This window comes from Achromobacter sp. 2789STDY5608621, assembly GCF_001299375.1.
Taxonomy (GTDB): domain Bacteria; phylum Pseudomonadota; class Gammaproteobacteria; order Burkholderiales; family Burkholderiaceae_B; genus Achromobacter; species Achromobacter insuavis.
The window spans coordinates 74218-93968 of record NZ_CYTU01000025.1; the positions used below are offsets into that span (position 1 = coordinate 74218).

General features: G+C 69.5%; 20 protein-coding genes. 10 read left to right on the forward strand and 10 right to left on the reverse strand.

What is annotated here, in order from left to right; translation table 11 throughout:
- Positions 1 to 7: 7 nt before the first annotated feature.
- From sctT to sctC, 4 genes are read left to right on the forward strand one after another with little or no spacing between them, the layout of a single operon-like run.
- Complete coding sequence (sctT, locus tag AOZ53_RS21350) at positions 8 to 808, forward strand: type III secretion system export apparatus subunit SctT (protein ID WP_054432749.1); 801 nt, start codon at positions 8 to 10, stop codon at positions 806 to 808.
- Entirely contained in the window at positions 805 to 1863 is a 1059-nt protein-coding gene (gene sctU / locus AOZ53_RS21355; RefSeq protein WP_054432748.1) for a type III secretion system export apparatus subunit SctU, read from the forward strand. Before sctT ends, sctU begins: the two co-directional genes overlap by 4 nt.
- Positions 1860 to 2258, forward strand: a complete 399-nt coding sequence (locus tag AOZ53_RS21360) for a CesT family type III secretion system chaperone (RefSeq protein WP_054432747.1) — start codon at positions 1860 to 1862, stop codon at positions 2256 to 2258. Before sctU ends, AOZ53_RS21360 begins: the two co-directional genes overlap by 4 nt.
- A gap of 47 nt (positions 2259 to 2305) precedes the next feature.
- Positions 2306 to 4192, forward strand: coding sequence for a type III secretion system outer membrane ring subunit SctC (gene sctC / locus AOZ53_RS21365; protein ID WP_054489215.1), 1887 nt, complete (start codon positions 2306 to 2308; stop codon positions 4190 to 4192).
- An 11-nt stretch (positions 4193 to 4203) separates the two neighbouring features.
- Here the strand turns inward: sctC and AOZ53_RS21370 are convergent, their stop codons facing one another.
- The 4 genes from AOZ53_RS21370 to AOZ53_RS21385 form a co-directional block, all read right to left on the reverse strand.
- On the reverse strand, positions 4204 to 4767 hold the full coding sequence (locus AOZ53_RS21370; protein ID WP_231689808.1) for an RNA polymerase sigma factor: 564 nt from the start codon (positions 4765 to 4767) through the stop codon (positions 4204 to 4206).
- Positions 4768 to 5007: 240 nt separating this feature from the next.
- Positions 5008 to 5580 carry a BspR family type III secretion system anti-sigma factor gene (locus tag AOZ53_RS21375; RefSeq protein ID WP_054432744.1) on the reverse strand — a complete coding sequence of 191 codons (573 nt, stop codon included), beginning with the start codon at positions 5578 to 5580 and terminating at the stop codon, positions 5008 to 5010.
- A 158-nt stretch (positions 5581 to 5738) separates the two neighbouring features.
- Positions 5739 to 6926: an ABC transporter substrate-binding protein gene (locus AOZ53_RS21380; RefSeq protein ID WP_054432743.1), complete on the reverse strand. Its 1188-nt coding sequence runs from the start codon at positions 6924 to 6926 to the stop codon at positions 5739 to 5741.
- Positions 6923 to 8926, reverse strand: a complete 2004-nt coding sequence (locus AOZ53_RS21385) for a SpoIIE family protein phosphatase (RefSeq protein ID WP_054489218.1) — start codon at positions 8924 to 8926, stop codon at positions 6923 to 6925. Before AOZ53_RS21385 ends, AOZ53_RS21380 begins: the two co-directional genes overlap by 4 nt.
- A gap of 109 nt (positions 8927 to 9035) precedes the next feature.
- On the opposite strand from AOZ53_RS21385, the gene AOZ53_RS21390 reads away from it, so the two are divergent.
- Entirely contained in the window at positions 9036 to 11504 is a 2469-nt protein-coding gene (locus AOZ53_RS21390; RefSeq protein ID WP_054476572.1) for an MFS transporter, read from the forward strand.
- Positions 11505 to 11564: 60 nt separating this feature from the next.
- Here AOZ53_RS21390 and alr read toward each other — a convergent pair whose 3' ends face one another.
- Positions 11565 to 12731, reverse strand: coding sequence for an alanine racemase (alr, locus tag AOZ53_RS21395; RefSeq protein ID WP_054476662.1), 1167 nt, complete (start codon positions 12729 to 12731; stop codon positions 11565 to 11567).
- 132 nt (positions 12732 to 12863) lie between these two features.
- Entirely contained in the window at positions 12864 to 13295 is a 432-nt protein-coding gene (locus AOZ53_RS21400; protein WP_054432740.1) for an ATP-binding protein, read from the reverse strand.
- A gap of 197 nt (positions 13296 to 13492) precedes the next feature.
- On the opposite strand from AOZ53_RS21400, the gene AOZ53_RS21405 reads away from it, so the two are divergent.
- A complete protein-coding gene (locus AOZ53_RS21405) occupies positions 13493 to 13828 on the forward strand; it encodes an STAS domain-containing protein (protein WP_054432739.1) in 336 nt (111 codons plus the stop codon).
- A 31-nt stretch (positions 13829 to 13859) separates the two neighbouring features.
- On the opposite strand, the gene AOZ53_RS21410 is transcribed toward AOZ53_RS21405, so the two are convergent.
- Positions 13860 to 14096: a hypothetical protein gene (locus AOZ53_RS21410; protein ID WP_054432738.1), complete on the reverse strand. Its 237-nt coding sequence runs from the start codon at positions 14094 to 14096 to the stop codon at positions 13860 to 13862.
- A 199-nt stretch (positions 14097 to 14295) separates the two neighbouring features.
- Between AOZ53_RS21410 and AOZ53_RS21415 the strand changes: the two genes are divergently transcribed.
- The 3 genes from AOZ53_RS21415 to AOZ53_RS21425 all read left to right on the forward strand — a co-directional run bounded on the left by AOZ53_RS21415 (position 14296) and on the right by AOZ53_RS21425 (position 17210).
- Positions 14296 to 15231: an NUDIX hydrolase gene (locus AOZ53_RS21415; RefSeq protein ID WP_054432737.1), complete on the forward strand. Its 936-nt coding sequence runs from the start codon at positions 14296 to 14298 to the stop codon at positions 15229 to 15231.
- A gap of 85 nt (positions 15232 to 15316) precedes the next feature.
- The gene (gene nadC / locus AOZ53_RS21420; protein ID WP_054432736.1) at positions 15317 to 16195 is read left to right on the forward strand and encodes a carboxylating nicotinate-nucleotide diphosphorylase; all 879 of its coding nucleotides are present in this window, start codon (positions 15317 to 15319) and stop codon (positions 16193 to 16195) included.
- Positions 16196 to 16223: 28 nt separating this feature from the next.
- Complete coding sequence (locus AOZ53_RS21425) at positions 16224 to 17210, forward strand: tripartite tricarboxylate transporter substrate binding protein (protein ID WP_054489220.1); 987 nt, start codon at positions 16224 to 16226, stop codon at positions 17208 to 17210.
- 90 nt (positions 17211 to 17300) lie between these two features.
- Here AOZ53_RS21425 and AOZ53_RS21430 read toward each other — a convergent pair whose 3' ends face one another.
- Complete coding sequence (locus AOZ53_RS21430; protein WP_054489222.1) at positions 17301 to 17978, reverse strand: tellurite resistance TerB family protein; 678 nt, start codon at positions 17976 to 17978, stop codon at positions 17301 to 17303.
- Positions 17979 to 18158: 180 nt separating this feature from the next.
- Here AOZ53_RS21430 and AOZ53_RS21435 point away from each other — a divergent pair, with 180 nt between their 5' ends.
- Positions 18159 to 18557, forward strand: a complete 399-nt coding sequence (locus AOZ53_RS21435) for an OsmC family protein (RefSeq protein ID WP_054489225.1) — start codon at positions 18159 to 18161, stop codon at positions 18555 to 18557.
- Positions 18558 to 18633: 76 nt separating this feature from the next.
- Here the strand turns inward: AOZ53_RS21435 and fabI are convergent, their stop codons facing one another.
- Complete coding sequence (gene fabI, locus AOZ53_RS21440; protein ID WP_006392868.1) at positions 18634 to 19419, reverse strand: enoyl-ACP reductase FabI; 786 nt, start codon at positions 19417 to 19419, stop codon at positions 18634 to 18636.
- Between the two features lie 122 nt (positions 19420 to 19541).
- Positions 19542 to 19751 (reverse strand): LysM peptidoglycan-binding domain-containing protein (locus AOZ53_RS21445; protein WP_156333469.1); only part of this gene is annotated, 210 nt, incomplete at its 5' end.

A 19751-nucleotide genomic window follows, 5' to 3' on the forward strand; every position in this document is an offset into this window, starting at 1 on the left:
CGGCAACATGATCTCGGGCATCACCTACGTCGAAGCGAAAGTCTTCCTGGGCACGCTGGCGCTGACGCAGCCGCGGATCCTGGCGCTGTGCGCGATGCTGCCCCTGTTCAACCGCCAGCTGCTGCCCGGCATGCTGCGCTACGCCATCTGCGCCGCCATCGGCCTGGTGCTGGTGCCGGCGCTGGCGCCGCGCTATGCCGTGACCGACCTGGGCGCGATCGAGCTGGTGCTGCTGGTGGCCAAGGAAGTCTTCATCGGCCTGGTGATGGGGTTCCTGGTGGCGATCCCGTTCTGGATCTTCGAGGCGGTGGGCTTCGTGGTCGACAACCAGCGCGGCGCCAGCCTGGGCGCGACCATCAATCCGGCCACCGGCAACGACTCGTCGCCGCTCGGCATCCTGTTCAACCAGGCCTTCATGGTGTTCTTCCTGGTGGGCGGCGGCTTCATGCTGATGCTGACCATGCTGTACGACAGCTTCCGGCTGTGGGACTTGTGGGACTGGACGCCGACGCTGCGCCAGGAAAGCGTGCCGCTGATGCTGGACCAGCTGGGCCGCTTCCTGCGGCTGACGCTGCTGTTCGCCGCGCCCGCCATCATCTCGATGTTCCTGGCCGAGGTCGGGCTGGCGCTGGTGAGCCGCTTCGCGCCGCAGTTGCAGGTGTTCTTCCTGGCGATGCCGATCAAGAGCGCGCTGGCGCTGCTGGTGATGGTGCTCTACATGAACACGCTGTTCGAGTACGCCGCCGAGGCCACCGGCCAGATCGGCTCGGCCTTGCCCTTCCTCGACAACCAGTGGCGGGCGCCATGAGCGGCGAAAAGACCGAACAGCCCACCCACAAGAAGCTGCGCGACGCGCGCCAGAAGGGCGACGTCGCGCACAGCAAGGACTTCACCCAGACGCTGCTGGTGCTGGCGCTGTTCGGCTACATGCTGGGCAACGCCCACGGCATCATCGAGTCGCTGGGGCGGCTGGTGCTGATCCCGTCGACGCTGGTGGGGCAGCCGTTCGAGCAGGCGCTGCCGGTGGCGCTGGACGCGGCGCTGCGCGAAGCCGTCTACCTGGTGCTGCCGTTCGTGCTGATCGTGTTGATCGTGGGCATGTTCGCCGAGTTCCTGCAGGTGGGCGTGGTGCTGGCGTTCGAGAAGCTCAAGCCCTCGGCCAAGAAGCTCAACGTCATGAGCAACCTGAAGAACATCTTCTCGAAGAAGAACCTGGTCGAGCTGCTGAAATCCGTCATCAAGATCGCCTTCCTGTCGGTGCTGGTGACGCTGGTGGTGCGCGATGCGCTGCCCGAGCTGATGGCGGTGCCGCACAGCGGCCTGGCCGGGCTGGAGGCGGGCGTGGGCGGCATGATGCGCACGCTGATCGTGAACATCGCGGTGGCCTATGTGGTGATTTCCCTGGCCGACTTCGTCTGGCAACGCATGCAGTACCGCAAGGGGCTGATGATGAGCAAGGAAGACATCAAGCAGGAATTCAAGGAGATGGAGGGCGACCCCCACATCAAGCACAAGCGCAAGCACCTGCACCAGGAAATGGTGATGCACGGCGCGGTCGCCAGCACGCGCAAGGCCTCGGTGCTGGTGACCAACCCGACCCACCTGGCGGTGGCGATCTACTACGAGCCCGACGAGACGCCGCTGCCGGTGGTGCTGGCCAAGGGCGAGGGCGCGCTGGCCGAACAGATGATGGCGGCCGCGCGCGAGGCCGGCGTGCCGGTGATGCAGAACATTCCCCTGGCGCGCGCGCTGATGGCGTCCGCGCAGCCCGACCAATACATCCCCAGCGAACTGATAGAGCCCGTCGCCGAAGTCCTGCGGCTGGTCAGGAAGCTGGCCGGCAATCCGGACGATCCGACATGAACGCACTCCAGCATCCCCTGATATCCGCCTACGCGGCGCGCCACGGCCTGCCGCCGTCGACCCGCGCCGACGGCCGCCTCACCGTGGTGGTCGACCAGACCTACCGCGTGCATCTGCAGCCGGCGCGCGACGGCTGGCTGGCGATGAGCGCGCGCCTGTGCGCGCTGCCGGCCAGCGACGTCGACCGCGACCGGCTGGTGACCGAAATCGGCAAGCTGGCCGCGGGCATGCTGGCGCGCCACGCGGCCGCCTGCGTGGTCGATCCGCAGGGCCGCGCGCTGTGGCTGCAGCAATCGCTGCAGCCCGGCAGCGGCGAACTGGCGCTGGACGAAGCCATGGGCGCATTCACCAATGCGCTGTCCTTTTGGGCCGGCGCCGTGCGGCGGCTGGCATGAATACGCGTGACGGGCATGTCGCCCGAGGAGAGAGAGTGTTGAAGCGGATGATTCTGGCGACCGCGTTGTCGCTGGGCCTGGCGGCCGGCGCGCAGGCCGCGCCGAACTGGCCGAACGTGCCCTACAGCTACTATGCCCGCGACGAAAACTTGCAGACGCTGCTGCGCGAATTCGCCGGCGGCTTCAGCCTGTCATTGCAGCTCGGGCCCAATGTCACCGGCACGGTCAACGGCAAGTTCAATGCCAATACGCCGACCGAGTTCATGGACCGGCTGGGCGGCGTGTACGGCTTCAACTGGTTCGTCTATGCGGGCACGTTGTTCGTCAGCCGCACCAACGACATGAAGACGCGCTCGGTCAGCGCCATGGGCAGCTCCATCAGCGCGCTGCGCCAGGCGTTGCAGCAACTGGGCGTGCTGGATCCGCGCTTCGGCTGGGGCGAGCTGCCCGACCAGGGCATCGCGCTGGTGTCGGGTCCGCCGGGCTACGTCGACCTGGTGGAGCGCACCGTGGCCGCGCTGCCGATGGGCGCCGGCGGCCAGCAGGTGGCGGTGTTCCGGCTCAAGCACGCCTCGGTCAATGACCGCACCATCAGCTATCGCGACCAGAAGGTGGTGACGCCCGGCCTGTCCACGGTGCTGCGCAACCTGATCACGGGCGGCGGCGGCGGGGCCAACAATGAAACGCTGGCGGCCATCGCGGCGCCGCTGCGCGACAATCCGCCGGCCTTTCCGCAAGGCGGCGGCGAGGCCGGCGCGGTCGCGGGGCAGGGCGGGGGCCAGGCGCCCGCGTCCGGCGTCGCGGGCAAGTCGGGCCTGCGCCTGCGCGAGCCCACGGTGCAGGCCGATGCGCGCCTGAACGCCATCATCGTGCAGGACATCCCGGACCGCATCCCCATCTACCGCAGCCTGATCGAACAGCTCGACCTGCCCAGCACGCTGGTCGAGATAGAGGCGATGATCGTCGACGTCAACTCCGATCTCGTCAGCGAACTGGGCGTGACCTGGGGCGCGCGCGCCGGCTCCACCACCTTTGGCTACGGCAACCTGGGCCTGGGCCCCAGCGGCGGCCTGCCGCTGGAAAGCGGCGCGGCGCTGTCGCCCGGCACCATCGGCGTGAGCGTCGGCAACACGCTGGCGGCGCGCCTGCGCGCGCTGCAGACCAAGGGCCAGGCCAACATCCTGTCGCAGCCGTCGATCCTGACGGCCGACAACCTGGGCGCCATGATCGACCTGTCCGACACGTTCTACATCCAGACCCGCGGCGAGCGCGTGGCCACGGTGACGCCGGTGACCGTCGGCACTTCGCTGCGCGTGACGCCGCGCCATATCGAATCGAAGAACGGCGCGCGCGTCGAACTGACGGTGGATATCGAGGACGGCCGCATCCAGGAAGAGCGGCAGATCGACAACCTGCCCACGGTGCGCAAGAGCAACATCAGCACGCTGGCCATCGTCGGCAACGACCAGACGCTGCTGATCGGCGGCTACAACAGCAGCCAGAATTCCGAACAGGTCGACAAGGTGCCGATCCTGGGCGACATTCCGGGCCTGGGGCTGCTGTTTTCCAACAAGTCCAAGACCGTGCAGCGGCGCGAGCGCCTGTTCCTGATCCGGCCCAAGGTGGTCGCGATCAACGGCGAAGTGGTGGCCACGCCCGGCGCGGCCGGCACCGGCCCGATGCTCAACGCCACCTGGGGCGGCGACCGCATGACGCCAGGGCAATACCTCGACCTGGCGCAGAGCCAGCGCACCCGCATCGTGTTCGGGCCGAACGTGGAATTGCGCCGCAGCAGCGGACCGGTGCGCGCCTCGGAATGGCTGGATGGCACGCCGACGGCCGCGCCGGTGCTGGAAGGCAAGTCGAACGCGCAGCAGGGGCCGGTGATTCAGGTCGAGCCGGTGGCGGCGCCGGGCACGGGCAGGGCGCCGTAGTGGCGGGCGGCTCAGTCGTCGAGCCGCAGGCCCTTCTGGGCCAGCTTGTCGCGCAGCGCCGCGCGCGCCCGCGACAGGCGGCTGCGCACGGTGCCGACCGGCACGGTCAGCAGGGCCGCGGCGTCTTCGTACGAGATTTCGTCGATGCCGACCATGAGCAGGATGTCGCGCATGTTCTCGGGCAGCTCGTCCAGCGATTCCTGCAACAGCGCCAGGGTCTGGCTCTGCTCGAGCGCGCGGTCGGGGGGCAGATCGCTGCTGGCGTGTTCGGCCAGCACGCTGTCGCTGACGAAATCGTGGCGCCGTTCCGGCGCGCGCGACAGGTAGTTGCGCACCAGGTTGAGCGCGATGCCGTAGAGCCAGGAGGATAGTTGCGATTCGCCGCGAAAGCTGCGGTACGAGCGGGCCGCTTCGACAAAGGCCTGTTGGGCCAGGTCTTCGGCCTCGGTGGTGTTGCCGATGTGCTTGATGATGAAGCGTTGCAGCCGGGTGGAGTGCTCTCGCACCAGGTCGCGCAGCAGGTATTCCTCGCCCGTGTCCCAACCCTGCCCTTCGTCAGCGCGAATGGGCGGCAACTCCGCTTCCTGGGAAGCGGCTGTGCAATCGCTGGGGTTGGTCATGGGAGGCGAAAAGAAACGTGTATGAAGCTACAAGTTACTACCGGCATGCCGCGAATTATCGCAGCTTACACGTGTCACAATATTTCGAAAATCGAAATATTGAGGCAAAAATCGCGTTTTCGTCGTCAGAAATGTAAAAACAAGTAAACCGTTTCTGGCGGGATTCCGCGGGTCGGAATACGCGGCGGGACGGTCTCAGCCGGCCTTGAGCAGGTCGCGCAGCCAGCCGGCGGCGGTGCCCAGGGAGACCGGGCTCTGGCCGGACTGGGCGGCCTGGTCGAAGCGGGCCTGCATGGCCTGGTCCAGCGCGCCGCGGCGGGCGGCGTCGAGACTGGCGGGCGCCACGCCGGCGTCGCTACAGGCTTGCTGGAAGGCGGGCGCGCCGTTGGTGGCGGACAGCGCCAGGCGCGTCAGGAAATCGACGCCGGACAGCGCGTCGCGCGAGGTCTGCGCCATGTCGAGCGCCAGCGCGACGGTGCGCGCGGACAGCGGCTTGCCGGGGTTGGGCTCCAGGCCGAGTTCGCGCGACACCGCGCTGGCGATGCCCTGGCCAAAACTGCGGGCCAGCGCCTGGGCGAACATTTCGGTCGTGTCGACATTGGGCGCCACCCATGCCACGCTGCGGCCGCCGGGCGTGGCGCCCATGCCCAGGACCTGCAGTTTTTCGCCCGCGACGTCGACATAGACGTCCTGCCCGCTCTCCGCCGCCTTGGCGAAGGCTTCGAGAGAGACGAACGGCGATGAAGGGGTAACCGATGAAATTGTCATGCAGCCAATAAATCCGGCGTGTCCGAGATCGGGCCCATAGGAGATTCAACAGCCCCTGTGATTGAGTAACCCGGTTGGCGCTTTAGTTCCATCGCCATGACACGTCAGCCGATTTTATGCCATCGCGCGGTTTCGGTCCGCGCCAAGGAAACAGGGGGTTACCGGGCCTCGTAGACTTCGTCGGCCGCCAGCAGGATATCCACGGGCGGATCGAAGCCGATCACGCGGGCAGTCTGCAGGTTCAAGGCGATCTTGGCTGGGTCGATCCAGACCTGGCTCAGTTCGCGCGCCTTGGCGCCGTTGAAGATGCGCGCCATGGTCTCGGCGTAGAACAGGCCGACGTACGAGTAGTCCGCCTGGGCCAGGCTCAGCAGCAATCCGTGCTTGACCTCTTCCGAGCCCAGCATCGAGAAGCTGGGCACGCGCGCCTGCCGCAGGATCTCGGCCACGGTGTCGATCGACACCGGCGTGACGCCGCGGTGCACCGTGACGTAGGCCGCGTCGATCTTCGGCGCCAGCTTGGCATAGCATTCGAGCGCGTTGCGGGTCGCCACCTCGGGCGCGATGCCGTTGGACGGCGCGTTGCAGGTCAGCACCTCGAAGCCCTGCTCGCGCGCCACCTGCTCGACCGCGTCGACCGCGCTGTAGGTGCGGCCCTCGGGGCTGTCTTCGTAGACCAGGCCGAGCCGCTTGAACGGCACGATTTCGTGGAACAGGCGCACCTGGCGCTGATAGCGTTCGGGCTGGACGCGTGCGTGCAGGTTGTCCAGGCCGCTGTCCTGTGCCGAGCGGGTGATGCGGGCGCCGACGGCGTCGCTGGTCGAGGCGACGATGGTGGGCACCGGCGCGCCCATGCCCGCCATGTCCTGGCCGGCCCAGGTGCCCATGGCGATGATCAGGTCGATGTCCTTCTTTTCCTCCAGCCGCTGCTTGATCGCGGCGCGCACCGCCGGCCGCTGCGCGGCGTCGAAGTTGCCGGGCTGCCACCAGGCGTCGCGCACGAATTCGAGCGTGTCGCTGCGGGCGTTGTCGGCCAGGTATTCCCACATCTGCTTGCCGTTCAGGCCGTCGGGAATGGCGGGCACGGTGATCCAGCCCAGCTTCTGCAGGCCGTCCACAGTGACGCGCAGCGTGCGTGGGTATTCGCTGTAGTCGCCGCTCTCGAAATAGCCGATGCGCCATTTTTTGCCGTCGGGACGCGGCACCGGCTTGGTGGGAAAGACCTGGGGCGCGGCGGCCGCGCCTGCCGTGGGTTGGCTGGCCGCGGGCGTCGCCGCCTGGGCCAGGCTCGCGGCGGGCGCCAGCAGGGCCAGGCTCAGCAATAGGGTGGGCAACGATGTCTTCATGGGCGGCGGATCACGATCAATGTGATGTCATCGGATTGTTCCGCGCCGTCGGCGAACGCCTGCACGTCTTCCAGCAGACGCTTGGCCAGGTTGGCCGCGGGCACGGGGGGATTGGACAGCACGGCCAGCAGGCGCGGATCGCCATACTGCGCATTCTGCGGATTGACTGCCTCGGTGATGCCGTCGGTGTAGCCGACCAGCATTTCGCCCGGCGCCAGCATCGTCGACAGGCAGCGGTAGGTCAGGTCTTCCTGCACGCCGCAGGCCGGGCCGCTGCGGCCCTCCAGCAGCCGAACCACGCCGTCGGCGCCCACCACCGCGGGCGGCAGGTGGCCGGCGTTGGCCCACTGCAGTTCGCCCGTGGTCATGTCGAGCACGCCGATCAGCAGCGTGACGAACATCATGTTCGGGTTGTTCTCGGACAGGCGGTTGTTGATCTTCTGCATGATCAGCGCCGGGTCGGTCTCGTCCTCGGCGGTGGCGCGGATCAGGGTGCGCGTGACCGCCATGAACAGCGCCGCCGGCACGCCCTTGTCCGACACGTCGCCGATCGCCAGGCATAGCCGGCCGTCGGGCAACGTGAAGTAATCGTAGAGGTCGCCGCCCACTTCCTTGGCCGGCAGCATCATGGCGTTCAGGTCGATCTGCTCGCGGGTGATGGGCGACAGCGGCACCGGCAGCAGGCCGAGCTGGATCGCGCGGGCGATGTTCAGCTCGCTCTCGAAGCGTTCGCGCGCGGTGGTCTCGCGCATCAGGCGGGCGACGTTCTCGCGCAGCTTGCGGTCCATGAACAGGAACGAGGCCGCCAGCCGGCCCACTTCGTCCTTGTGTTTGTCGGGCAGGGCGGCGATGTGGGCGGGCACGGCCGATTCCGCGGTCAGGTCCTGTTCGGGCAGCAGGCGGGCGTAGTGGGTCAGCGTTTCCAGCGGCCGCACGATGCGCGCCGCCACCAGCCAGGCGCACACCAGCGCCACCAGCATCATGCCCACGAAGATCAGCGCCTGCCGGTTCAGCAGTTCCTGCGCCGGCGCGGTCAGGTCGCTCTCGGGCACCACCGCCACCACGGTCCAGCCCAGCGGCGCGAAGCGCGCGCTCTCGATCTGCCAGGGGCCGTCGCCGCCGTCGAAGCGCAGGCTGCGCAGCTTGCCGCCGCCGTCCTGCCGCGCCAGCAGGGCGCGCAGCGTTTCGCCGCCGCCGTCCTTGGCGTCCAGCAGGCCGGCGCGGGCCTCGGGCGGCGGCACGATCATGCGGCCGTCATCGGCCGCGATGAAGATAAAGCCCGATTGCGCCAGCGTCATCTTGGAGAGCGTGTCGCGCACCGAGTTTTCCAGCTGCGCGCGGCGCGTCTCGATCTGCTCGATCACGTCCTGGGCGCTGTCGGAAATGGCGAACACCCAGTTCCACGGGCGGAAATAGCCGAAGTAGGCGTAGCGCGTCTCGCCGTCGCCGCGCTGCGCCGACGGCGGCCAGCGGTAGATCGCGAAGCCGTAGCCGGACGTGCGGCTCTCTTCCAGCAGCGCCTGCGCCAGCGGCCGGTTCTTGAAGTCGGACAGCGACGACAGGTCGCGGTCGATCATGTCGGGATTGCCGCTGGCCAGCACCTGGAAGTCGGCGTCGTAGACGAAGGCGTAGCGGCGGTCGTCGAGCTTGAGGTGGTTGATCCAGGCGCGCGCCATGCCCTTGGCGGCGCCGGGCGTCATGATGCCGCGCTCGGCCAGGTCGGCGTAGGTGCCGAGCGCCGCGGCCACCACGGTGCCGCTCTGCATCAGCTGGCGCCGGCCGCTGCGCACGGTGGAGATCTTGTCGGCCAGCAACGCGCCCCAGCGGGCCTCGGCGTCGCGCAGCACCAGTTCCATGACGTTGCTGACGGCGTGGCGCTCGCTGTTCATCACCGTGCGGGTGACGTTGCGCTGCGAGGTCAGCATCACGAATGCCGCGACCGCCAGGAGCAGCGCTACGACCAGTAGAAAAATCTTGCTACGGAGCGAGCGCAACGACATGGGGGCGATAGGCGGCGGATGAGGTGAAGGCGTGAAATAGGATGCAATTTGCATTAATTGTAAATACCATTAGTGCCCGTGTGTAAATACTTTGCGACGGCGTGGCCCCATGCGTAGCGAACCAATACAAGTAGTGCTCGATGGGTTGCGTCGTCGCCCGGTACTGGAAGTCACTCTGGCCTGTCTGGCCGTGCTGCTGCTGGCGCAGGCGCTGATCGGCGCGCTCAGCCTGTCGGCGTTGAACCGGCTGGTGGTGGACACCACCGCCGACCGCGTCGAAGTGGTGGCGCGCCGCGTCGCCGGCAATATCGAGAACGGCCTGCGCCTGGGCAAGCCGCTGGAACAGTATTTCGGCCTGCGCGACACCTTGCATGATGGCGTCGCGCGCTCGCGCGGCGTGCAGGGCGCGGCGGTGCTGCTGGCCGACGGCCAGGCCGTGGCCGCCGAGGGCGAGCTGCCCGAAGACGCCACGCAGCTGGCGCGCACGCTCGACGCCGGCGGGCCGCTGGCTGCGGGCCTGGCGCGCCGCGGCTCGGGCGCGCTGGTCGCGGTGGACGACGACCGCGTGACGGTGGCCGTGCCGCTGGCCGGCGCCGGCGGCAAGAGCGTCGGCGCCGTGGTGCTGTCGGCGGCCAAGGACGGCGAGGCCAGCCGCCGGCTCATCATCGACAACCTGCAGGTGCTGCTGGTCGTCACGGTGCTGGTGGGGCTGGGCCTGGCCGCGGTCTTCAAATACATCGTGCCGCTGACCTCGCTGGCCGCGGGCGGCCGCGCCCGCTTCGTGGTGCCGTTGCTGGCGCTGGTGCTGGCGCAGGGCGTGTACGCCGCCTACACCATCTCCACCTTTCGCAGCGGTTGGCTGGAAGTCACGCGCAACAACGTCGGGTTGCTCGCCGAGGGCCTGCAGCGCGACCTGAACCGGGTGCTCGGCTACGGCCTCGAGGTGGACCGGCTGCGCGGCGTGGAAGCGCCGTTCACGCGCCTGGCCGGCACCTTTCCGGCGGTCGCGCAGATCGAACTGGCCGATCGCGACGGCCGCGTGCTGTATGGCGCCGATGCGCGCGGCGCGCTCGACGTGTCTGCGCTGCCCGCGACCCGGCCGCAGGCCGACGACCTGACCCTGGTGCTGCCGCTGGGCGCGGCGCTGGCCGATCCCAAGGCGCACGGCGACCTGGTGCTGCGCTTGTCGAGCGACGTCATCGCGGCCGGCGTGCGCGGCCGCGCGCTCGATGCCGTCACCGTGGTGGCGGTGGCGCTGGTGGCCGCGATCGAGATGCTGTTGCTGCTGGCGCTGCTGATGAACCGCGCCTTCGCCGCGCGCGCCACGCTGCCCGATGGCACCCGCGTCGGCCCGGACGACGCGTCCGAGGTGGGCCGCATCGCGCGTCCGGTGATGTTCGGCTTCCTGTTCGCGTGGGCCTTGCCGCTGGGCTTTCTGCCGCTGTATGCGCGCAGCCTGTCCGCGGGCGGGCTCGACCTGCCGGCCAATCTGCTGCTGGCGCTGCCGATCTCGGTGGAAATGGGCTGCGGCCTGCTGACCTCGCTGCTGGCCGGCCGCCTGACCGACCGCAAGGGCTGGCAGGTGCCGGTGCTGGCCGGCCTGGGGGTGTCCGCGGCCGGCATGCTGGCGTGCGCGGCCGCCGCCAACCTGTTGATGTTCAGCGCCGCGCGCGGCCTGGTGGGCCTGGGCTACGGGTTGACCTGGATGGGTCTGCAGGGCTTCATCGTCACGCGCAGTCCGGCGCAATATCGCGGCCGCAACATGACGGGCGTGATCGCGGGCCTGTTCGCCGGCCACCTGTCGGGCGCCGCGGTGGGCGCGATGCTGATGGAGCAGGTCGGTTTCCGCGCGGTGTTCGCGGTCGGCGCCGTGATGCTGGTGATGCCGCTGGCCGGCGTGCTGATCCTGATGCGCCCCTACATGGATCGCGGCCGCCAGCTGGCCGCGCAGGCGGCGGGGCGCGCCCGCGCGCATCTGTCCGAGACCTTGAAGCTGCTGTTCACCCGCGACTTCGGCCTGCTGCTGGTGGGCAGCGTGATTCCGTTCTCGATCGCGCAGGTCGGCCTGCTGTCGTTCGCGCTGCCGCTGTACCTGGAGGCCGAGGGCGTGGCCGCGTCCAGCATCGGCCGGGTGCTGATGATCTACGGCCTGTGCGTCATCTACGTCGGGCCGCTGATGGGCCGGGTGGTGGACCGCAGCCGCATCAAGAAGAGCTGGATCGTGCTGGGCGGCCTGGTCGGCAGCCTCGGCATGCTCGGGCTGTATTTCAACAGCGGCCTGCTGGCCGCGGCGGCGGCGGTGCTGCTGCTGGCCTTGGCCAGCTGCTTCGCCGGCGCGTCGCAATCGCCCTACATGCTGGCGCTGCCGGACGTGCAGCGCTATGGCGCCGCGGGCGCCACCAGCGTCATGCGCGCCGCCGACAAGCTCGGCCAGATGGCCGGCCCGCTGGTGGTCGGCGCCATGTTCGGCGCCGCCGGCATGGGCGCGGGACTGGCCGCGACAGGCGTGATCTACCTGGTCGCGACCTTGCTGTTCCTGTTGTTCGCGCCGGCCCGGCCGCGCGAAGAGGCCGCCTGAGCGCGGCGGCGGGGCCGCGGTTCGCGTCAGGTCGTCATCGCATCGCGCGGGCCGCGCCATTCAGCGCGCCGCGCCGGCGCCGGCCAGCGCCACCGGCACGCGCGCGCTCAGGCCCGTCAACAACTGGGCGGCGATGGTGCCCGCCGCCATCGCGACTTCCTCCACCGGCAGGCCTTCCGCGCCCCACAGCGTCACGGGGGAGCCGATCGCCGCGTGCGGCACGGGGCCCAGGTCCACCGCCATCATGTCCATGGAGACGCGGCCCAGCAGCCGCGTGCGGATGCCGGCCACCACGACCGGCGTGCCGGTCGGCGCGTGGCGCGGGTAGCCGTCGGCATAACCGCAGGTGACGATGCCTACGTTCATCGCCGTGGGCGCGAGGAACGCGCCGCTGTAGCCGACGCCGGCGCCAGCCGGCACGCGCTGGATGCCCACCACCTGCGAGTGCAGCGACATCGCCGGCCGCAGGTCCAGTTGCGCCGCGCTGCAGTGCGCGAACGGGCTGGCGCCGTACAGCGCCAGGCCCGGCCGCACCCATTGCGTGGCCGCGGCGCGCGCCGCATGGCCCAGCATGGCGGCGGAATTGCTGGTGGAGACCGGCCCCGGCAAGTCGCGGATGACCTCGCGAAAGCGCGCGTCGGCACTGTCCACGCCGTCGGTTTCGTCGGCGCGGGCGTAGTGGTTCAGGTGACCGATTTCACCGATCAGGCCTTGCGCGGCCAGGCTGCGGGCATGCGCGAACGCGGCGCGGTAGTCGTCGGCGTTGAAGCCGGTGTGATGGATGTCGCCGGCAAAGCGCAGCCAGATGGATGGCCGCGCGGCCGCGGGTGATTGCGCCAGCCAGTCCAGTTGCGCGGCGTGCGTGATGACCAGGTGCAGGTCCGGCGTGTCGAGCAGCAGCGTGTCGGCCTGCGAATAGAGGCCGCCGTAGACCAGCACCGGGCCGTCCCAGCCCAGCCGGCGGCAGGCGCGCGCCTCGTCCAGGTGCAGCACCGCCAGCCCGTCGGCGGCGCGCAGCGCGGGCAGCACGCGCGCCAGGCCGTGGCCGTAGGCATCGGCCTTGACGGTGGCCCACAGCCGCGGCGCAGCGGCGCCCGACGCAGCGGCGCCCGGCAGCGTGGCGCGCAACCGCGCCAGATTGTGGGCCACGGCGCTCGCGTCGACGCGAGCGTACAAGGGGCGGGCAAGCAATCCTTCTGGACGATAGGGAGCGTTCACGGGCGGCATCTGGGCGAGGTCCGCGCGCAACCGGCGCGCGCGCTATGCATGAGTGACAGATGACCGGGTTTTGTTCGGTACTTTCTGTCTATGCACTGCTAGTTGTCGATAGCGCGTCTTGATCGAACGCGCCAGTGAGGGTCACGCGGCGCGCATCACGAGCGTCAGGCGGTTCTCGTTGCCGTTGCGGGTGTAGCGCAGGTCGTGCAGATAGTGCTGCATCAGCCGCACGCCGTGGCCGCCGATTTCGGCGTCATCGAGCGTCGCGGCCAATGGCGGCGGCGGGGTCTTGGTGGGATCGTACGGACGGCCATTGTCGATTATCTCCAGCGAGATCCATTCGTCGTCCTGGCGGCAGGCCAGGCTGACGCGGGCGGGATCGGGGGCGAGCAAGGGATCGTCGAAGGCATACGAAACGATGTTCGTCAGCGCTTCGTCCAGACTCAAGGACAGACCGAAACTCAGCTTGGGAGACCAGGCGTCGCGCTCGGCGATGGCCTCGAGCCATTCGATGGCGGAGGCGACGGCGCGGGCGTCGGGAACGAGGTCAAGCGTATCGGGCTGAGGGGGCATGGTCGCCTTGCGTTCAGTGGTACACGTGCAGGTGGAAGTATGCCCGATTGCGGCCCGCTGGCGTAACGGGCCGGCTCTGGCGCCTGTCGTTTGACGTTTGCGTTTGGCCGCGCGGGCGCCTCGCGTATCATCTCGGCATCGCGCCGCCGCCCGCAAGCGCCGGGATCCGGGGCGCCGGTCCATTACCGGGAACCACTATGAGTCTCGCAATCGAGAAGGTCGGGGAAGTGCTGGTTGTCTCCCCCGAAGGCCAGATCAACAGCGGCAACGCCGCCGGCATCGAAGCCGACCTGCTGTCGCACGTCGAAAAAGGCGAACGCCGTTTCGTGCTCGACATGTCGAACCTGAACTACATCTCCAGCGCCGGCCTGCGCGTGGTGCTGGTGCTGGCCAAGCGCCTGAAGCAGGGCTCGGGCGCCCTGGCGCTGTGCGCGATGCAGCCGCACGTGCGCGAGGTGTTCGACATCAGCGGCTTCCTGGCCATCCTGACGGTGGTCGACACGCGCCAGGACGCGGTGGCCAAGGTCGCCTGATTGCCGCGCGTTCCGCCGCGGCGCGCGCGGTTCAGTTCTTGCGGTTTTCGTATGACGTGTCCAGCACGTCGTCCTCGGGCGTGATGATGCCGGGGTCCCCGGGCGCCTCGATGGCGCGGCCGCGGCGCGGCATGCCGGCGACGATGGCGCTCTGGTCCGGCATCGGCAGGATGCCGGTGCCCTTGCGGGGATCGACGGACGGCTTGGGTTCCGCGGCCGTGTCCGGTTTGCTGCTGGCGGCGGAGGAATCGATGACGGTTTTCAGCATGATGACGGCTCCGGTTGCGGGCGTCCCAGGATGGCGGCGCGCCGGGGATCCATCCTCATCTTAGGACCGCGCGGGGCCCGTGCGGCGGGTTGCGCTGTCACGTTTGCAAGGGGCTGTTGCAGGGCCCGGACCTTATAATGCCGAGCGCCTCGCGGCGTCGCGTCACCGCGCCCGGTTTCCTTCATTTTCAGCCATCACCTTGACCGAATCCGTCGAACGCTCCGTCCACGCCGAACTCGTCGCCGTCCTGGTCGCCGTCACTCACGGCGAGCCGCGCGTGCTGACCACCGACGACGCGCGGGCCCTGCCGGCGGGGCCGTTCGAGCTGTCGCACCGCTCGCTGCAGGCGGGCCTGCGGGCCTGGGTCGAGACCCAGACGCATCATCCGCTCGGTTACGTCGAGCAGCTCTACACCTTCGCCGATGGCGACCGCTCCGACGAGTCGGGCGCGCGCGTCATGTCGGTCAGCTACCTGGGCCTGACGCGCGAGGCCGGCGAGACCGGCGTGGCGCAGGTCGGCTGGCAGGACTGGTATCGCTATTTCCCCTGGGAAGACCGCCGCGCGGGCACGCCGGCGCTGGTGGACGAGGTGATCGTGCCGCGCCTGCAGGCCTGGTGCGACGACACCGACGACGGCGCCGCGCGCCAGCGCCGCCGCCAGCGCGCCGCCATCACCTTCGGCCTGGACGGCGCCGCCTGGAACGAGGACATGGTGCTGCAGCGCTACGAGTTGCTGTTCGAGGCCGGCCTGGTGCCGGAAGCGGCGCGCCGCCATCCCGACGCGGCCGCCGCGCCGCTGCCGGGCGAGCCCATGCGCCACGACCATCGCCGCATCCTGGCCACCGGCATCGCGCGGCTGCGCGCCAAGATCAAGTACCGGCCGGTGGTGTTCGAACTGATGCCGGCGCAGTTCACGCTGCTGCAGTTGCAGCTGGCGGTCGAGGCCCTGGCCGGACGCGGCCTGCACAAGCAGAATTTCCGCCGCCTGATCGAGCAGCAGGCGCTGGTGGAAGAGACCGGCGAGATGGCCACCGGCACGGCGGGACGCCCCGCCAAATTGTTCCGCTTCCGCCGCGACGTGCTGCTCGAACGCGCCATCGCTGGCAGCAAGCTGCCGCTGTCGCGCGCCCTGTGACGCTTGACAAGGTCATATACTCATCTTTAGCATAAGTGGCATGCGCATTTCTTGCGCGCCTTTTTTTAACCACAAAATACTCAAAATGAGCATTATTGCTGAAGCGCCCGCCGCCCGTTTGGCCATTCCCTCCCTGCCGGATGTCATGCTGGAGCCGCTGGTGCGCGCGGCGTTGCTTGAAGACCTGGGGCGGGCCGGAGACCTGACCACCGACGCCATCGTGCCGGCCGATGCCGTGGCCCAGACGCGCCTGGTGGCGCGCCAGGAAGGCGTGCTGGCAGGGCTGGACTTGGCGCGGCTGGCGTTCCGCGCGCTCGATCCCGCCATCGAATTCGAGGTCGCCCACCGCGACGGCGCCGATCTGGCGCCGGGCACGGAGATCGCGCGGATCCGCGGCAACGCCCGCGCCATGCTGACCGCCGAGCGCGTGGCGCTGAACTTCCTGTGTCACCTGAGCGGCGTGGCCACGGCGACGGCGTCGATCGCGCGCGCCATCGCCGGCCACGGCGCCCGCGTCACCTGCACCCGCAAGACCATGCCGGGCTTGCGCGCCGTGCAGAAATACGCGGTGCGCGTGGGCGGCGGCAGCAACCACCGCTACGGACTCGACGACGCCGTGCTCATCAAGGACAACCACATCGCGTTGGCCGGCGGCATCGAGGCCGCGGTGGCGCGCGCCCGCGCCGGCATCGGCCACATGGTCAAGATCGAGCTGGAAGTGGACACGCTGGAACAGCTGGAAACGGCCCTGGCGCTGGGCGTGGACGTGGTGCTGCTGGACAACATGAGCCTGGACCAATTGCGCCAGGCCGTCGCCATGGCGCGCGGCCGCGCCATCACCGAGGCCTCCGGCCGCATCACGCCCGAGACCGCGGCGGCGGTGGCGGCCACCGGCGTCGACCAGATCGCCGTGGGCTGGCTGACCCACAGCGCCAAAGTGCTGGACATCGGGCTGGACGCCTGAGGCCGGCGCGACACGACAGGCAAGCATCATGAAACGCGCGCTTCGATCCTCCCTGCTGTTGCTCATCCTGGCGCTGGGCGCCTGCGGTAATCCGCCCTCGGGCGACACGCCCGGGGACGCGACCTATCCCACGCATCCCATCACCATCGTGGTGACCTTCCCGCCGGGCGGCGGCACCGACCTGCTGGCGCGGCGCCTGGGCGCCAGCCTGCAGGAACAATTCGGCCAGCCGGTGGTGGTCGAGAACCGGCCCGGCGCCAGCGGCAACATCGGCGCCCGCGCCGTGGCCGAATCGGCGCCCGACGGCTACACGCTCCTGATGGTCAACAGCTCGTTCGCGATCAACCCCGGCGTCTACCGCAACCTGGGCTTCGCGCCCAAGCGCGACTTCGCGGCGGTGATCAACGTGGCCTTCGTGCCGTCCGTGTTCGTGGTGCCGGCGGCCTCGCCGCTGCGCACGCTGGACGACGCGCGCAACACCGCGCGGCCGGAGCGGCCGCTGCCGTTCGCCTCGTGCGGCAACGGCACGCCGCAGCACCTGGCCGGCGAAATGCTGACACGCGCCACCGGCGCGCCGTTGCAGCACGTGCCCTACAAGGGTTGCGGACCGGCGCTGACCGACGTGGTGTCGGGACAGGTCGGCATGGGGATCGTCACCGCGTCCAGCGCCGCGCCGCTGATCGCGGCGGGCCGCCTGCGGGCCTTGGCCGTGACCTCGCCGCAGCGTTCGCCGCTCCTGCCCGAAGTGCCCACGGTGGCCGAGCAGGGCGTGACGGGCTACGCGCTCGATCAATGGCACGGCCTGCTGGCGCCGGCGGCCACGCCGCCGGCGGTGGTGGCGAAGTTGAATACGACGCTGGCCCGCATCATGCTGCGGCCGGACGTGCAGGCCGCGCTGCGCGAGCAGGGCTTCACGCCGACCACCAGCTCGCCGCGCGCGTTCCAGGACATGATCAATGCGGATATCGATCGCTATACGGCGCTGACCGACGCGATCGGGCTGCGCGCCGATTGACGGGCAGGGCGGGGCGGCCCGGCCGTCCCCGTGCCTTGATGGCCGGGGGCGCCAGCGTCCCGGCGTGACCGGGAAGACGGCGCGCTGAGCTCAGGCCGCCGCGCGGGCGTGTTGCTCCAGCTGTTCCTTCAATCCCGGCTGCAGCTTGAGCTGGCGCGCCAGCTCGTCCAGGTAGGCGCGCTCCATGTAGCTTTCCTCGTCCACCACCAGCAGGCTGGCCAGGTACATCTCGGCCGCCATCTCCGGCGTCCTGGCCGATTGCGCGATCTGGGCGGGATCGAGCGGGCGCGACAGCTCGGTTTCCAGCCAGCGGCGGTCCTGCGCGTCGCTGGACAGCTTGGCCAGCTCGGTTTCCAGCAGGGTGCGTTCCTCCGGGCCGATATGGCCGTCGGCCTTGGCCGCGCCGATCATGGCCGTGAGCACCGCGGTGCTGTGCTGTTCGGCCTCGGGGGCCGGCAGCCGGTTCAGCGTCTGCGGCGGGGCGGCCGGCGCGCCGGCCTGGTTGCGCTGCCAGTCGCCATAGGCGCGGTAGGCCAGGGCGCCGAGCGCCGCCATGCCGCCGTACATGGCGACCTTGCCGCCGATCTTGCGGGCCTTCTTGCTGCCCAGCAGCAGGCCGAGCGCGCCCGCGCCGAGAGCGCCGCCGCCCAGGCCGGTCAGGAACGAGCCGCCCTTGCCGCCGGTGGCGCTCTGCACCTTGGAGCCGGCGTCGGCCAGCAGGCCCTGGCCGGATTGCAGCAGTTGGTCGAGAAGTTGTCTGGCGCTCATGCGGGTTTCCTGGTGAATGCAATCGATCTTGCGGACAGGACTATCCGACCGCCGTCCCGTCCGGAAGTTCAGCTTACAGTCAGAAATGGATGTTGCGCCAAGCCGGGGCGCGGGCGCCGGATGCTACAACCGGGGGTGGGGCGGCCATGCGCGCCGCCCGCAACGCGAGGAATTCCGCCCATGACTATCCACGTGCGCCAGAACGCGCCCAAGACCCTGCAATTCACCGCCACGGCCGAAGGCCACGACCTGCCGCTGGACATGCCGCAGCCGCAAGGCGCCGGCCCGGATCCGCACGACTACTTCGATACGGCGCTGGGCGGCTGCAAGGCCATGACGCTGATGGTCTACGCGCAGCGCAAGGGGCTGCCGCTGGAATCGGTGGGCGTGGACGTGGTGCGCGATGCCGGCGAGGAACGCAAGGGCATCTATCGCCTGACCGCCAAGCTGACGCTGCATGGCGAACTGTCGGACGCGCAGATCGACGAATTGCTGGCCGTGGCCGAGAAATGCCCGATCCACAAGCTGATGACGGCGGTGGACGTGCAGGTGTCCACGCTGATCGTGCGGCCGACCTGAGAGGGCGGCCCGCCGGGCGGGTGAACCGCCCGGCGCGGGAAGGCGGCCGGGCAGGGCGCCCGGCCTGTCAGTCGAATTACTCTTCCATGCCCGGGACGATGGTCGAGAAACCGGCGTCCACGTGGGTGATTTCGCCGGTGACGCCGGCGGCCAGGTCCGACAGCATGAACGCGGCGACGTTGCCGACGTCATCGATGGTGACGTTGCGGCGCAGCGGCGCCTGGGCTTCGACGAACTTCAGGATGGCCGAGAAGTCCTTGATGCCGCTGGCGGCCAGCGTCTTGATCGGGCCGGCCGAGATGCCGTTGGCGCGGATGCCGCGCGGGCCCAGCGCCGTGGCCAGGTAGCGCACGCTGGCTTCGAGCGAGGCCTTGGCCAGGCCCATGGTGTTGTAGTTGGGCACCACGCGTTCGGCGCCCAGGTAGGTCAGCGTCAGCACCGAGCCGTTGCGGCCTTCCATCAGCGGCAGCGCGGCCTTGGCCATGGCGGCGAAGCTGTAGGCCGAGATGTCGTGGGCGATGCGGAAGCCTTCGCGCGACAGGCCGTCCAGGAAGTTGCCGGCGATGGCTTCGCGCGGCGCGAAGCCGATCGAGTGCACCAGGCCGTCCAGGCCGTCCCAGCGCTTGGCCAGGTCGGTGAAGGTGGCTTCGATCTGGCTGTCTTCGGCGACGTCGCAGGGCAGCACGATGTCGCTGCCGAACTCGGCGGCGAATTCGGCCACGCGGTCCTTGAAGCGGTCACCGACGTAGGTGAAGGCCAGTTCGGCGCCCTGCTGGTGGCAGGCGCGCGCGATGCCGTAGGCGATGGAGCGGTTGGAAAGCACCCCGGTGACCAGGATGCGTTTGCCGGCGAGAAAGCCCATGTGTGGTTCCTTTGATTTTTTTCCTGCTGGAGACCGCCTATTTTAAGGAGTTTGGCGGCCTCGCGGACAAAACAGCGCGGCGCCCGGGTGGGCGCCGCGGCGAAAGACGGATCGGCGGGGAATCAGCCGCGGGCGTTGGTGCCCGGCACGCGCAGCTGAGCGCCGACCTTGAGCGCGCTGCCCTTGAGGTTGTTGAGGGCGCGCAGCGCGTCGACCGAGGTGCCGTACTGCTTGGCCAGCGAGAACAGCGTGTCGCCCTGGCGCACCTTGTGGGTGCGCACGTTGGGGCGGGCGGCGGCGCCGCGCGCGGCGGGAGCGGCGGCCTTGCCGCG

Bases quoted from the DNA above. Each gene is read 5' to 3' on its own strand.
- sctT (WP_054432749.1), top strand. From the start codon at position 8: ATGATCTCGGGCATCACCTACGTCGAAGCGAAAGTCTTCCTGGGCACG.
- nadC (WP_054432736.1), top strand. From the start codon at position 15,317: ATGAGCATTATTGCTGAAGCGCCCGCCGCCCGTTTGGCCATTCCCTCC.
- AOZ53_RS21380 (WP_054432743.1), bottom strand. From the start codon at position 6,926: ATGAAGACATCGTTGCCCACCCTATTGCTGAGCCTGGCCCTGCTGGCG.
- AOZ53_RS21360 (WP_054432747.1), top strand. From the start codon at position 1,860: ATGAACGCACTCCAGCATCCCCTGATATCCGCCTACGCGGCGCGCCAC.
- sctC (WP_054489215.1), top strand. From the start codon at position 2,306: ATGATTCTGGCGACCGCGTTGTCGCTGGGCCTGGCGGCCGGCGCGCAG.
- AOZ53_RS21385 (WP_054489218.1), bottom strand. From the start codon at position 8,926: ATGTCGTTGCGCTCGCTCCGTAGCAAGATTTTTCTACTGGTCGTAGCG.
- fabI (WP_006392868.1), bottom strand. From the start codon at position 19,419: ATGGGCTTTCTCGCCGGCAAACGCATCCTGGTCACCGGGGTGCTTTCC.
- AOZ53_RS21435 (WP_054489225.1), top strand. From the start codon at position 18,159: ATGACTATCCACGTGCGCCAGAACGCGCCCAAGACCCTGCAATTCACC.
- AOZ53_RS21425 (WP_054489220.1), top strand. From the start codon at position 16,224: ATGAAACGCGCGCTTCGATCCTCCCTGCTGTTGCTCATCCTGGCGCTG.
- AOZ53_RS21400 (WP_054432740.1), bottom strand. From the start codon at position 13,295: ATGCCCCCTCAGCCCGATACGCTTGACCTCGTTCCCGACGCCCGCGCC.
- alr (WP_054476662.1), bottom strand. From the start codon at position 12,731: ATGCCGCCCGTGAACGCTCCCTATCGTCCAGAAGGATTGCTTGCCCGC.
- AOZ53_RS21375 (WP_054432744.1), bottom strand. From the start codon at position 5,580: ATGACAATTTCATCGGTTACCCCTTCATCGCCGTTCGTCTCTCTCGAA.
- AOZ53_RS21405 (WP_054432739.1), top strand. From the start codon at position 13,493: ATGAGTCTCGCAATCGAGAAGGTCGGGGAAGTGCTGGTTGTCTCCCCC.
- sctU (WP_054432748.1), top strand. From the start codon at position 805: ATGAGCGGCGAAAAGACCGAACAGCCCACCCACAAGAAGCTGCGCGAC.
- AOZ53_RS21410 (WP_054432738.1), bottom strand. From the start codon at position 14,096: ATGCTGAAAACCGTCATCGATTCCTCCGCCGCCAGCAGCAAACCGGAC.
- AOZ53_RS21390 (WP_054476572.1), top strand. From the start codon at position 9,036: ATGCGTAGCGAACCAATACAAGTAGTGCTCGATGGGTTGCGTCGTCGC.
- AOZ53_RS21430 (WP_054489222.1), bottom strand. From the start codon at position 17,978: ATGAGCGCCAGACAACTTCTCGACCAACTGCTGCAATCCGGCCAGGGC.